Below are 12844 nucleotides of genomic sequence, written 5' to 3' on the forward strand. Positions count from 1 at the left end.
TCCACACATCGGTGCGATCACGCGCACCGATGCATCACCTTCGCGGCGAATTACTTCGCGGCAGCAGCGTCACCGGCCTTGGCCTGCAGCGCTTCGGTGGTGATGCGGATCTTCACTTCGTCGCTGACGTTCGGGGCGTACTGGCCCACGCCGAAGTCGGTGCGCTTGATGGTGGTGGTGGCGTCGAAACCAGCGGCCGGCACCTTCTTCATCGGGTGCTCGCCGGCACCGTTGAGGGTGACGTCCAGCACGACCGGCTTGGTCTGATCCTTGATGGTCAGATCGCCGGTGACGGTCAGCTTGTTGGGGCCGGCCGCTTCGACCTTGGTGCTCTTGAAGGTGGCGGTCGGGAACTTGGCCGCGTCGAAGAAGTCACCGCTCTTGAGGTGTTCGTCGAACTTGGCGGTGAAGCTGTTCAAGCCGGACAGCGGCAGGGTGACCTGCACGGTGGACTTGGTCACGTCGGCCGCGTCGTACACCAGGGTGCCGTCGACATTGCCGAAATGCGCGGTGGGGTTGGAGAAGCCGAAGTGGCTCCACTGCGCCAGCACGTCGGTGTGGCTCGGGTCCAGGGTGTAGGTGCCCGAGGCCACTGTCACGGCCGGCGCGGTCGAAGCGGTCGACTCGGCGGCAGCAGGTGCCGGGGCAGCAGCGGCATCGGCCGGTGCGGTGGCGGCCGGGGTTTCGGCGGCCGGTGCGGCGGCGTTGTCGGCCGGCTTGGAGCAGGCGGCAATGGCCAGGGTCAGGGCGAGCGGCAGCAGCAGTTTGTGGGTGGTCTTCATTGAAACTCCATGTGATGAGAGACGCGTTGAATCAACGCGGATGGGACAGAACGCAGACGGACGAGGACTGCAGGAAAGGGGGACGCGCGCTTATTCGATGCGTGCGGCTTCGTCAAAACTCAGGCGCGGCAGCCGCGGATACAACGCGGCCGGGTCACCGTAGCCGAGATTGATCAGGAAATTGGATTTGATCGGCGTGCCGGCAAAGAACGCCGCATCCACCTTGGCATTGTCGAAGCCGGACATCGGGCCGGCATCCAGACCCAGCGCACGTGCGGCCAGGATCAGATAGGCGCCCTGCAGCGAGCTGTTACGGAACGCACCGGACACGCGCATATCGCGCGAACCTTCGAACCAGCTCTTGGCATCGGCATGCGGGAACAGGTAGGGCAGCTTTTCGTGGAATTGCTCGTCATAACCGACGATCACCGTGACCGGCGCGCCCAGCGTCTTGGCGGCATTGGCCTCGGACAGCGCTGGCTTGAGCTTCTGCTTGCCTTCCGGGCTGGTCACGAACACGAAACGTGCCGGCGAGCCGTTGGCGGCCGTCGGGCCCCACTTCACCAACTCGTAGAGCTGGCGCAGCTGGTCTTCGCTGACAGGCGTGTCGAGAAAGGCGTTTTGCGTGCGGGCTGTGCGGAACAGCTGATCCAGCACGGCAGCGTCGAGCAGGTCGGACATGGAGACTCCGGAAGGCAAAGGAATGGGCGACAGTAGAGTGCGGCACCGGCCCAGGTGTGAAGACCCGCAGTGTAGAGTGACGCGATTGCTGCAACACACGCTCAATCTGAAACAAATCTATGTCGGATTCGAAACGATGGCGCTGACCTGGGCGGTCAGCGATGGCCGCGCCGGCAACGCACGCCAGGCTGAGGCGCTGGCGCGTGCGCTGCAGCCAGAGCCGGTCACCGCGCTGCATGTGCAGGCCCGCGCGCCCTGGCGCTGGGTTGCGCCGCGCCTGTTACCAGGCGCCCAGGCCGCATTCGGACCCGGATTTGCCCGGCAATTGCAGCAGCCACCGGCGCTGGCGATCGGCTGCGGACGCCAGGCCGCGCTTGCCACCCGGCTGTTGCGCGCGCGCGGTAGCCAGGTGGTGCAAGTCCTGGACCCGCGCCTGGACCGGCGCCATTGGGATCTGCTGATCGTGCCCGAGCACGATGCGCTGCGTGGCGCGAACGTGATCACCCTGCTCGGCAGCCTGCACCCGGTGGACGATGCCTGGCTCGCCGCTGGCCGCGCCGCGTTCCCCACGCTCGGCACCCTGCCCGGCCCGCGCGTGGCGCTGCTGATCGGCGGCCCCACCGCACATGTGCCGTGGACGACCCAGGCGTTGGCGGCGCTGTGCGCGCAGCTACGCGAGCAGCTGTACGCGGTCGGCGGCAGCCTGCTGGTGACCACGTCGCGACGCACTCCGCCGGAGGCAATGGCGACGCTGCGCAAGCTGTGCGCAGATCTGCCAGGCCTGCTGTGGTGCGATACGCGCGATGGGCCAAATCCATACGCCGGCCTGCTGGGCTGGGCCGATGCGATCGTGGCCAGCGCCGACTCGGTCAACCTGCTGTCCGAAGCCTGCGCCACGCGCGTACCGGTGGCCGCAGCATTTGCCGATCAGGCACAAGGGCGGGTTGAGACATATGTTCGGGCACTGCAAGCGCACGGCCGTCTATGCGAGGCAAGCGCTGTGTTCGCAGCGCAGCCGCACCTTGAGCCATTGCGTGAAACCCAGCGCATTGCCACCCTGGTGCGTGAGCGCGTGCACGTATGATGGCGCGGCCGTGAGTGACACGGGGCAGACACAAGGACGATGCACCCGCATGCAGATGGAAGACAAACAACGCACCTGGCCTGCAACAACACTGTTGCTCCTGTGCCTGAGTGCCGCACTGCCCGCCGTTGCCGCGCCGGTGTGCACCCCGCATTACCCCACACCGGCCACGCTGGCGGCGATGTTCGACATGGCCAAATCCACCCAACAGGCGCTGGATGCAGTGGATGGTGCGCAGGTAGTGCTGCTGGCACGCGGCGGCCAGGATCTGAGCCGCTACGGCTTGAAACACAGCCACCTGGCCTTCGCGCTGCGCGAGGACGACGGCACCTGGCGGGTGAAGCACCTGCTCAATCACTGCAAGTCGGACAGCTCCGAGCTGTATCGCGAAGGCCTGAGCAACTTCATCGGCGAAAGCGCACTCAATGCGGATCTGCGCGTCGGCGTGCTGGCGCCTGCATTGCAGCAGCAGCTACACACGCTGTTGCAGGATCCGGCCCCGCTGGCACACACGCTGCACGAAGCGCGCTACAGCATGATTGCCTATCCGTTTTCCACCGAGTATCAGAACTCCAATCAATGGGTGCTCGAAGTGCTGGCAGCAGCGCTGGCGGCGACCGATGCACCTTCTGCGACACCGGCGCCGGTGCAGGATCGGCGCAGCGCGCAAGCCTGGCTCAAGCGTAACGGCTACCAGCCCACGCGCCTGCATCTCGATCTGAGCAAGCGCATCGGCGCACGTTTTTTCGTCGCCAATGCCGCCGTCACCGACCATCCTGCCAGCGAGCGTATCTCCGGCAATTACTCGGTGATCACGGTCGAGTCGGTGTTCGATTTCCTGCAGCAACATCAGCTGCTGCAGCAGGATCATTCCATTCCACACAGCGTCACCACGCACGGAGCGCCTCCATGAACATCCCTCTTCGATCTGCCGGCCTTGGCCTGTTGCTGGCCATCGCGTTTGGTCAACCGATGCGGGCCCACGCAGGCTTGACCACGATCACGCGCGGCGATGCCTCGATGATGTCGGCGATTCTGGTGGTGTCTGCACCGGTATTCGTGTCGATCGCTGTCGGCCACAGTGTGGGCAGGGGCTCGGAAGCACTCGGCGATGCATCGAACAAGGCCTCCGCCGGGCCATTGCCGCCGATGCGAGTGAAGTCGGTGGAGAAAACCACCGATGGCGGCTGCGAAGTGCACTTGCAGGATCCAGCGCAAGCCGACAACACCGCCATGCTGCGCTGGCCGGCGCGCCAGGACGACCCCACTGCAGGCTTCCATGTCGGCGAGACAGTGCGCTTCCAGCCGAGCCCGGCCGGTGCAGGCTGGACCGTGCACTCGCCGCAAGGCCAGGCGTTGGCTTTTGTGCCGACCGCAGAAGCGGCCGCGCAGAACAGCAGCAAGACCTGGTGATGCTGCAAAGCTGCGTACAGCAGCTATCGGCTGCGATAAGGCGTCGCTGACGGCGCCTCACGTATCCAGACCACGTGTTACGCGCGGTGCGCGCGCGTGTATCGGCCACTGTCTGCCGAACAGCCGCGCCGTGCTGCTGGTGCAGGCACTGGCGGCCCCGCGCGCACTGGCCGGCATGCGCCAACGCGCGGATAATTCGCGCTGATCGCTCACTGCCGCACCGCCATGTCCACCACATCCCCCACGCTGTTCGCTCCGCTCACCGCACGTGCCTTGACGTGGGCGGTGCTGGCCATGGGCGCGGTGGTGCTGTTGTCCAATATTCTGGTGCAGTACCCGATCAACGATTGGCTGACCTGGGGCGCGTTCTCGTACCCCTTGGCATTTCTGGTGAGCAACCTGATCAATCGCCGCTTCGGCCCACGCGCAGCGCGCAAGGTCGCCTGGTGCGGGTTTGCGCTCGCGGTGGTGTTGTCGATCTGGCTGGCCACGCCGCGGATCGCGGTCGCGTCATGCAGCGCTTTTATCGCCGCGCAATTACTGGATATCAGCGTGTTCGATCGCCTGCGCAATGGCAACTGGTGGCGCGCACCGATCGTGGCCACCACCTGCAGCGCCACGCTGGATACGGCGATCTTCTGGAGCATCGCCTTTGCCGGCGTCGGCTTGCCGTGGATCAGCTGGGCGGCCGGCGATCTGGCGGTGAAGCTGGGCATGGGCGTATTTCTGCTCGGCCCGTTCCGCGCACTGCTGTGGCGGAGTGCTCCGCGCGCGAGCGGGTGACTGCAGCACACACCTGGATCGACATGATACGGGTACGCCTGTATCAAACGGCAGTGCATCGATCGCACACGCTCCTAATACGAGCCACAACGTGGCTGCTCGCTTATGACATCACATCTTCGCAGTCGAAATGAAAGCGTGCGCAGATCTGCGGCACAGTCGTCTCGTGAGTCAACTGGGAGCAAAAAAACGCTTGGTTTACGTGTCGACTAGGGTTGATGCGCCCACACTGTTGCACGCACATCGAGAACACCGGCATATCGCGTTTGGTCAGCGACGTCCTAGTACAGGCAAATCCAGGTGACTCCACCGCGGCAAGGCGTATTCATTATCACGTGGCGGAACGAGAGATTGCGTACACCGAATTGATTAGGCGGTCCGCATCTTTAATGGCAGAGCTGGACCGATGATGGATGAAACCACCAGACGGCACCCACAAACGTGTGCTACGCCCCTCAATTCTCTACCCGGCACGCTCTGTTCATTACGTTCGGTCATAGGCCCGCCCAGCATCGACTCAACCGGCATCGCTGATTTCCGTCCTGCACTCTAGGAGACCCCTCATGCGAACAAAAACCTCACTGCCGTTGGCCACCGTTCAGCGGCTACTGACCCCTGGCGCCTCCTCCGGGTTATCCACGCCCGCGTCTGCGTCGGCGTCAGCCACTCCCTGTGCAGAAACGACGGCAGGCTTACTGGGAGCGTTGCCTCGAAAGAACAAGCAAAAACAGCAAAGCCAACGTCCACCCAATACGCAGGACGGCACACCAAAGAATGGCAGAGACCATGGTGGACAGTGGGCAAAACGAGCTGCCAAGTACGCTCTTGGCATCGCTGGCGCAGGCTATGTGGCAGACAACTTCTTTCTTTCAACGACCTCGCTCCGCGACGGCAAGGCCGGATTTAGCAGCAATGATCGGCTTGACCAAGCATGCGTGAAAGCGGAGAGCTATCACGCGCGGTATCACAGCGCTACCGAAGAAGAACGCGCATCGCACAGCCGTCCCTTCGTACCGATCAAAACGTGCGGGTCCAACCAGTTCGCCACCATGAGCGACTACCGTGCGGCGACCAAGGTTCATATTGGACACCTCTTCGACAGCCAGCACGCAAGGCAATCGCTGCTCACCAACCTTGCCTGCCTCAAGGGCGAGCGCGTCAGGGACGAGTGCATTGCCCAGTACGCCCCTACGCATGTCCCGGCCAATCCGGACCTGAGTAGAAGCCCGCTCTACGAAACCAAGAACAAGTACTCTCTGACCGGCGTACCCAATGCTCAGACCGGTGCAAGCGGATATACCTCACGATCAATCACCCAGCCCTTCATCAATCGCGGCATGCAGCATTTCAAGCAGGATTCCCAGAGCGACAGAGCGTTGTCGCTCAAACAGTGCATGGAATTGCTTGAACGTGCACTGGAGGGCGACGACAAACTTGGCAAGCAGGCACAACACGCTGCCGGCCAAGCGATCCTGAATTTCCGTCAGGTGTATGCCGCCGAGGAGCATTGGGGCCACCCAGAAAAGGTCATCATGAAAACGCTGATCGCCAACGGGCTGCTATCGCAGGAGCAAACAGACAGGATCGATGCGACCCTGATGTTCGAAGATCCGTCCATCAGCGTATTGAAAAGAAACACCAGTGTCGCCGGGCCGTTATTGCAACAGTTGGAAACGAAGTTCCAGTCCAGGCGTCTGCAGGATCGACCCGAAGCTCTTGCAGACTTCATGGAGATGGCGAAGCAGAAGAATATGGAAGGCCTGCCGATCGTGCACTTCAAGCTCAACGCGCAAGGCAATGGCTTCGAAGACTGTTCCGGGTTGGGCGATTCGTTCACCAGCGCAAATGCCGTTGCATGCATCAACCACGCACGCTTGATGAGTGGTGAGCCCCGTCTTTCCAAACAGGATGTAGGGGTAGTGGTGGCATGCCTCAATGCTGTATACGACGATGCGAGCAGCGTCAGGCATACGTTGCATGAAATCGCGCGCGGATGCTTCGTCGGAGCCGGCTACACCACCGAGGATGCCGACGTGTTTTACGAGAATGTCTGTAAGGATGCAGCACAGGCGTTCTATGCAGGAAGGTCCATGACCAGAAACGCCTAGACCCGAGCGAGTGCTGATGCGTAGCGCACAAGGACTGCCGGGCGTGCCGCTCTGCAGAGAAACGGCTGGCTCCGCCGACGTCTTTAGGCGCCTTTTCCTGGCGGAAATCGCAACTGCTGCGCATCTGCAATCGCTGCAACAATTTGGCAAGCATCCCGAATCGGAGGCGTGGAGACCACCAAACGTGGCCGACGATCCAACGTGCAACTCAGGCCCGCCTCCACCAACGTGGCGTGGGCGTGATGCAGCGGCGCTGCACTCTCGGCCGGTAGCCACTGCACCTGCACCAGCGCGTCGATCAATGCGGGCGTAGCGCAGGCCAACAGCAACTCGGGATGCTGTGCTGCCTTGCCGAGGACACCGGCCTGCAGCACAAATTCCAGATCGACCAAGCCGCCAGCGCCCTGCTTGAGATCCAGTCGTCCGGCATCGCTGCGATCCAGTTCACTGCGCATGCGCGCACGCATCTTGCGTACGTCCTCGTGCAGCAGAGCGGGGTCGCGCACGCGTGTCAGCGTCTCGCGACGCACCTGCACGAACGCTTCGCAAAGCGCGGCATCGCCGGCCACCGCACGTGCGCGCACCAGCGCCTGATGCTCCCAGGTCCAGGCACGATCGCGTTGATAGTCGCGATAGCTGGCGAGCGAGGACACCAACGCGCCCTTGCCGCCGTCCGGGCGCAGCCGCACATCGATGTCGTAGAGACGGCCGGCGCCGGTTTCGGCGCCCAGCAATGTCATCACCTTCTGCGCAAGCCGCGCAAACCAGCGCCCGGCTTCCAGTGGTCGCTTGCCATCGGAGGCTTCCACCTCGCGTGGGTGGTCGTAGAGAAACACCAGATCCAGATCCGAGCCGAAGCCCAGCTCCAGGCCACCCAGACTGCCGTAGCCGATGATGGCGAATGCGCCGCCGTGCACCTGCCCATGCGCGGCGACCAATTCGCGGCGTGCCAGCTGCAACACCGTCTGCACCACGGCCTCGGCAAGCCAGGCCAGTTGCTGGGTACTGTCCACGGGTTGTTGGCGACCATCGAGCGTGGCCAGTGCAATGCGGAAGCTCAACGCGAGCCGGCGCTCGTTGAGTTCGCGTAAGGCCGCTTCGGTATCGTCGATCTGCAAGGTGTCGACGCATGCGGTATGCAATGCGGCGCGGTCGGGCAATGGACCGCTGATGCGGGTATCGAGCAGTTCGTCCAGCAACAACGGATGCGCCGCCAGGCGCTCGGCCAGCAAGGCGCTGCGCGAGAGCACATCGACCAGGCGGGCGAGCGCGCTAGGTTGTTCGTCCAGCAGCGCCAGATAGCTGGTGCGGCGCAAGGTGGCCTGCAACAGGCCGAGCATGCGGCGCACGGCGGCATCGGGCTGGCTGGCGCGGGTGGCCGCATGCAGCAGCGCCGGCATCACGCGGTCGAGCCGTGCGCGTGCAGTATCGGAGAGCGCACGCACGCCGGAGGACTGGGCAAAATCGGCCAGCACCTGATGCGCGCCGGCTGGATCGTGCAAGCCGATGCCTGCCAACGGCGCGGCATCGCCTTCGGGTAACGCGCGCCAATAATCGGCAAGCGCATCGGGCGCGGTGGCATGGACGCGTGGTGCCAGTAGCTCGGCAAATTCGGCGGCCACGCGCGCACGTTGCGGGGCCAGTGCCTGCAGCAATGCCGACCAATCCGCATAGCCCAGGCCCAACGCAATGCGTTCGCGATCCAACGCTGCCTGCGGCAAGGCATGCGTCTGTGCATCGCGCAGCATCTGCAGACGATTTTCGAGCCGGCGCAGGAAGCGATACGCCTCGATCAAGGCATCGCCATTGTCGGCATCCATCTGACCTGCAGCGACCAGCGCCCGCAATGCAGGCAGCAAGCGACGCTCGCGCAGGGTCGGTTCGCGCCCGCCGCGAATCAGCTGCAACGATTGCGCCAGAAACTCGATCTCGCGGATGCCGCCCGGCCCGCGCTTGATGTCGTCCAGTCGATCGTGCCGCGCCACTTCGGCGGTGATCGCCGCCTTCATGTCACGCAAGCCATCCAGTGCAGTGAAGTCCAGATAGCGCCGGTAAACGAAGGGCCGCAGCGTTTCCAGCCAGGCTTCGCCGGCAGCGATATCGCCGGCCACCGCACGCGCCTTGAGCCAGGCATAACGTTCCCAATCGCGGCCTTCGCGCTGAAAATAGTGGTCCATGCCGGTGAACGACAAGGCCACCCGCCCGGCCGTGCCGAACGGGCGCAAACGCAAATCCACGCGATGGCTGAAACCATCGGCAGTGGTTTCGTCGAGCAGCTTGGCCAGCTGCTGGCCCAGACGTGCAAAATATTCCTCGGCGGCCAGCGGGCGCGCGCCATCGGATTGGCCGCCCTGCGGATATGCGTAGACCAGGTCCACATCCGAGGAAAAATTCAGCTCGCCACCACCGAGCTTGCCGAGCCCGAACACCACCAGCCGCTGCACGCTGCCGTCTTCGGCAAGCACCTGGCCGTGGCGGTCGCGGAATTGCTGCTCCAATGCCTGCAGTCCGCATTGCAGGCAGGTTTCGGCCAGGCGGGTTGCGCCGGCCAGGGTGTCGTCCACGCTGTCCAGATCGAGCACATCGCGCCACACCAGCCGTGTGGATTCCGCGCTGCGGTAGCGCCGCAGCTGCGCCGGCCAGGCCTGGGGCTGTGCGGGATCGAGCAGCGGCAGTGGCAACGGTGGCGGATCGGGCTGCGCCAGGTGCTGCAGCAACGCCGGCTGGCGCGCCAGGGTATCGAGTGCAAACTCACTGGCGAGCGCGACTTTTTCGAGCCGCTGGTCGACGTCATCGCCCGGCCAGGACTGGTCGGCAGGCAGAGCATGACGGACGCGCGCTACGGCCCGCTCGATCAGAGCGGTGAGCGCAGGAGACACGGAGACGATGGGCGGCGACATGCATGGATTCTGGCATCCCTGCGTGATGGCGGCACGTGTCTGCGATTGATCCGGCTTTGTTTAGAGCAGCCAACACAACTGCAACACATGTGCTCTGTGGCTTCCGTGCAGGGCCCTTGCCCGCCCACCATCGCGGGACACGCCGCAAGTACGTCCATGTAGGCTCTTACGCGGCATCCATGCCGCGTAAGGTCCCGCGACGGTGGGCGGGCAAGGACCAGTCGAGTTGGTCGGCGTGCATGGTTGCAAGCAGTGCATGACGTGCGTTGTTTGGATAACGGCGCGTTCGGTCATGTTCCCCCGCACAGGCCGAGCAATGGCAAGCTTTTAAGAAAGCAGCCGACCAACTTTCTAGCGCGGTGTCCTCGCCGCTTGCGGGACCATGTGGCGGCATGGATGCCGCCACTGAGCCTCCACGGACGGATTCACGGCGTGTCCTGCAAGCGGCGAGGGCATCGCGCCCTCGACTTACTCGGTTGAGAACATCCAGACGACGCTGAAGCTCGAGCTCTCGGTCGTCTTGAGAGGCGTTTGAACGATGTGGATGCGTCAAGTGCAGAGCGGTTGATCTGCGGCTTGGCTGCAAGGCCCTTGCCCGCCCACCATCGCAGGACACGCCGCAAGTACGTCCATGTAGGCTCTTACGCGGCATCCATGCCGCGTAAGGTCCCGCGACGGTGGGCGGGCAAGGACCAGTCGAGAGTGTCGGCGCGTTTCGATCCGAGCAACGTCACTGCCATTGCCTACCTCACTTCACTGGTCAGCAAACGCCGCACCACCTACTGCGCGCGCCAGCCAATCACCACACATGCCACGCAGCCAAGCAGCAACGCCAGCCGCCCGCTCCAGCGCGGCGCGTACGCCAGGCCCAGCGCCACCCACAGCGCGCCCACGCTGAGAAACCCCAACCACAACATCGTTCCCACCGTGCCGCCCCAACCGACTACGCACAGCACAAGCACTGCAAACAACAGGCAGATACCGATCGAGCGCAGCAACCATCGCTGTGTGACTGGTGCAGTGCGGCGACCGGTCAGCTGCTCGTAATGGCGATGCATCGCCACGGCCAACGCCAGCATCCCGGCATGGCACAGCGCCGTGCCCAGCAGCGCAGTCATCAGCCCACCCATGGCGTGCTCCGCAGTAGCCAGTTTGTGCCAGCCAGCACTCCCAGGCATATGCCCAGCCACAACCACATGCGCAACGCATTGCGCGCGCGAAACATCCATAACACCACGACGGTGTAGATGACGAAGCTGAGTAACGTTGTGCTCAGTACCGCCACCGCAGGCAAGACGCCGGCAAACCGGGTCAGCAGCTGCGCCAGCACGCTGCAGCCGATGGAGGTCAGTGCATAGCCACCGACACTGGCGGCCAGCACGCGACCGGCGACCGACCAGCGATCGCGCGTTACCGATGCAGTGCTGGAAGCACGATTCACAACGCATCCCTCGCGGCTGTGACGCCCCGTTTGGCCCGCACCGGCGCAGGCCGCATGGCACTGCGATGCGCGCGATACGATGCGTACGCAAACGCCACAGCCAAAGCGAGCGAGACCAGCTCGACCCCGGCGCGCTGCAGATCGCCGGCAGCCAGATACACGCCAACGTGTTGCCCGGTCGTCAGCGCATTGAGCAGCGGCAAACCAAGACACAGCAGCGCGGTCATTGCCAATTGCTCCACCCATGCACGTGCAGGCGGGCGCAGCAGCGCATGCAGCAGCGTGGCCATCCACACCCATAGGAATGCATGGATTTCGATCTGCACGCGCTCAGCATTCGCAGACGGCACCAAGCGGTTGGCATAGAAATACGCAATGCTCGCCAATGCGGTTCCCGCAAGCGCGGCGACATTGAGCGCTTCCACCACCCGATAGATGCCGGCGGTGGCCGCACCGAACTCCTGCTCGCTGCGCCGACGCCGCTTGATCGAAAACAGCAGCGTGCCGGTCGCCATCATCAAGGTGCCGGCCAGGCCGCAGATGAAATACAGCCACTTGCTGGTCCAGCCGCCAAAACCGGCCACGTGCAAGGTCTTGATGACCTCTTCCACGTCCTGCGCGCGCACGTCGGTACGTGAGGCGTCTGCATGCTGCTCCAGCACCGCGCCGCTATTCGCATCGAACACCACGCTGCCGGGTGGATTGAGCAGACGCCGCGAGCTGCCGGTGTCGGCCACAGGCGCAATCACGCGCAGCTTGCTGCCGGGTTGATCCGGGCGCTCAATCACCAGCGTTTGCGCAGGCGCGCCGTTGAGTACCGCAGCGCGCTGCACCAACTCCGGCAGATAGGCAGGCACGCTGTTCAGCGCAGTGTCGTCTGCACCTGCAACAGGCGACGCCGGCGACAGATCATCGGCATACCGCGTGTACGCGTCCTCATCGCTGCCATATACCGCATGCAACGGCGCGGGCATGTAGCTGGTGTAGAAATATGCCAGCCCGGTGTAGACGATCATCAGCAGAAACGGCAGCGTCAGCACCGCGGTGGCGTTGTGCGCGTCCAGCCACGAGCGCTGGCCCTTGCCCGGACGGAAGGTGAAAAAATCCAGAAAGATCCGCTTGTGCACGATCACCCCGGACACCAAAGCGATCAGCCCGCACATCGACACCCAGCCCACCAGCCAATAGCCGGGAATGCCGCCGTGCAAGGTGTAGTGGAAGCTCATGAAATGCCGGCCGCCTTCGGTCTGCCGGCCCCACGGCGACGGCAAGACTTCGCCGCTACCGGGATCCAGTGAAGCCTGGCCCTGGCCATCCGGCGTACGCCAGAACAGCGTCAGCGCCTCACCTGGATGCGCAGGCAAGGTGATCCGCCACAGGCGTGCCTGCGGCGCCAGCTGACGCAGCTGTGCCAATGCACGCGGCACCAGTGCTTGTTCCGGTAACGCAGTGTGCGTGCTCGCACTCGGCAAGGCAGGTGCGGCCTGCATCCAGCGGGTGATCGGGTCGCGAAACACGCTGAGCGTGCCGGTCAAGAAGATCGCGCACAGCAACCAGCCGCAGGTGAGGCCGCACCAGGTATGCAGCCACGCCATGCTTTGGCGAAACCCCTCCTTCATGCGGCCATCGCCAAGCACCATCTCATTGCCGAT

11 protein-coding genes are annotated in these 12844 nt (G+C 63.9%); 5 read left to right on the forward strand and 6 right to left on the reverse strand.

Annotation, left to right across the window (positions count from 1 at the left end; all coding sequences use genetic code 11):
* Positions 1-50: 50 nt before the first annotated feature.
* Together NMB96_RS02565 and NMB96_RS02570 are read right to left on the reverse strand one after the other, a co-directional pair.
* Complete coding sequence (locus NMB96_RS02565; protein ID WP_023902659.1) at positions 51-782, reverse strand: YceI family protein; 732 nt, start codon at positions 780-782, stop codon at positions 51-53.
* 90 nt (positions 783-872) lie between these two features.
* On the reverse strand, positions 873-1463 hold the full coding sequence (locus NMB96_RS02570) for a malonic semialdehyde reductase (protein ID WP_023902660.1): 591 nt from the start codon (positions 1461-1463) through the stop codon (positions 873-875).
* A 136-nt stretch (positions 1464-1599) separates the two neighbouring features.
* Here NMB96_RS02570 and NMB96_RS02575 point away from each other — a divergent pair, with 136 nt between their 5' ends.
* The 5 genes from NMB96_RS02575 (at position 1600) to xopAG (ending at position 6851) form a co-directional block, all read left to right on the forward strand.
* The gene (locus NMB96_RS02575; protein ID WP_043889679.1) at positions 1600-2547 is read left to right on the forward strand and encodes a mitochondrial fission ELM1 family protein; all 948 of its coding nucleotides are present in this window, start codon (positions 1600-1602) and stop codon (positions 2545-2547) included.
* A gap of 55 nt (positions 2548-2602) precedes the next feature.
* Entirely contained in the window at positions 2603-3460 is an 858-nt protein-coding gene (locus NMB96_RS02580; protein WP_374728742.1) for a DUF2145 domain-containing protein, read from the forward strand.
* Complete coding sequence (locus NMB96_RS02585; protein WP_023902663.1) at positions 3457-3960, forward strand: hypothetical protein; 504 nt, start codon at positions 3457-3459, stop codon at positions 3958-3960. The genes NMB96_RS02580 and NMB96_RS02585 overlap by 4 nt, the downstream gene beginning before the upstream one ends.
* Before the next feature lie 225 nt (positions 3961-4185).
* The gene (locus NMB96_RS02590; protein WP_023902665.1) at positions 4186-4743 is read left to right on the forward strand and encodes a VUT family protein; all 558 of its coding nucleotides are present in this window, start codon (positions 4186-4188) and stop codon (positions 4741-4743) included.
* A 563-nt stretch (positions 4744-5306) separates the two neighbouring features.
* A complete protein-coding gene (gene xopAG, locus NMB96_RS23340) occupies positions 5307-6851 on the forward strand; it encodes a XopAG/AvrGf1 family type III secretion system effector (protein WP_023902666.1) in 1545 nt (514 codons plus the stop codon).
* An 83-nt stretch (positions 6852-6934) separates the two neighbouring features.
* Here the strand turns inward: xopAG and glnE are convergent, their stop codons facing one another.
* The 4 genes from glnE to NMB96_RS02615 form a co-directional block, all read right to left on the reverse strand.
* Complete coding sequence (glnE, locus tag NMB96_RS02600; RefSeq protein WP_023902667.1) at positions 6935-9751, reverse strand: bifunctional [glutamate--ammonia ligase]-adenylyl-L-tyrosine phosphorylase/[glutamate--ammonia-ligase] adenylyltransferase; 2817 nt, start codon at positions 9749-9751, stop codon at positions 6935-6937.
* A gap of 779 nt (positions 9752-10530) precedes the next feature.
* Complete coding sequence (locus tag NMB96_RS02605) at positions 10531-10881, reverse strand: DUF3325 domain-containing protein (RefSeq protein WP_043888947.1); 351 nt, start codon at positions 10879-10881, stop codon at positions 10531-10533.
* Positions 10869-11192, reverse strand: coding sequence for a hypothetical protein (locus NMB96_RS02610; protein ID WP_023902669.1), 324 nt, complete (start codon positions 11190-11192; stop codon positions 10869-10871). Before NMB96_RS02610 ends, NMB96_RS02605 begins: the two co-directional genes overlap by 13 nt.
* Positions 11189-12811, reverse strand: coding sequence for a PepSY-associated TM helix domain-containing protein (locus NMB96_RS02615; protein WP_023902670.1), 1623 nt, complete (start codon positions 12809-12811; stop codon positions 11189-11191). Before NMB96_RS02615 ends, NMB96_RS02610 begins: the two co-directional genes overlap by 4 nt.
* Positions 12812-12844 lie beyond the last annotated feature (33 nt).

Origin of the sequence: Xanthomonas hortorum (assembly GCF_024339125.1) — a bacterium.
GTDB lineage: Bacteria > Pseudomonadota > Gammaproteobacteria > Xanthomonadales > Xanthomonadaceae > Xanthomonas > Xanthomonas hortorum.

Excerpts from the sequence above, each read along its gene's own strand:
- NMB96_RS02585 (WP_023902663.1), top strand. The coding sequence starts at position 3,457 with ATGAACATCCCTCTTCGATCTGCCGGCCTTGGCCTGTTGCTGGCCATC.
- glnE (WP_023902667.1), bottom strand. The coding sequence starts at position 9,751 with ATGTCGCCGCCCATCGTCTCCGTGTCTCCTGCGCTCACCGCTCTGATC.
- xopAG (WP_023902666.1), top strand. The coding sequence starts at position 5,307 with ATGCGAACAAAAACCTCACTGCCGTTGGCCACCGTTCAGCGGCTACTG.
- NMB96_RS02590 (WP_023902665.1), top strand. The coding sequence starts at position 4,186 with ATGTCCACCACATCCCCCACGCTGTTCGCTCCGCTCACCGCACGTGCC.
- NMB96_RS02605 (WP_043888947.1), bottom strand. The coding sequence starts at position 10,881 with ATGGGTGGGCTGATGACTGCGCTGCTGGGCACGGCGCTGTGCCATGCC.
- NMB96_RS02580 (WP_374728742.1), top strand. The coding sequence starts at position 2,603 with ATGGAAGACAAACAACGCACCTGGCCTGCAACAACACTGTTGCTCCTG.
- NMB96_RS02570 (WP_023902660.1), bottom strand. The coding sequence starts at position 1,463 with ATGTCCGACCTGCTCGACGCTGCCGTGCTGGATCAGCTGTTCCGCACA.
- NMB96_RS02565 (WP_023902659.1), bottom strand. The coding sequence starts at position 782 with ATGAAGACCACCCACAAACTGCTGCTGCCGCTCGCCCTGACCCTGGCC.
- NMB96_RS02615 (WP_023902670.1), bottom strand. The coding sequence starts at position 12,811 with ATGAAGGAGGGGTTTCGCCAAAGCATGGCGTGGCTGCATACCTGGTGC.
- NMB96_RS02575 (WP_043889679.1), top strand. The coding sequence starts at position 1,600 with ATGGCGCTGACCTGGGCGGTCAGCGATGGCCGCGCCGGCAACGCACGC.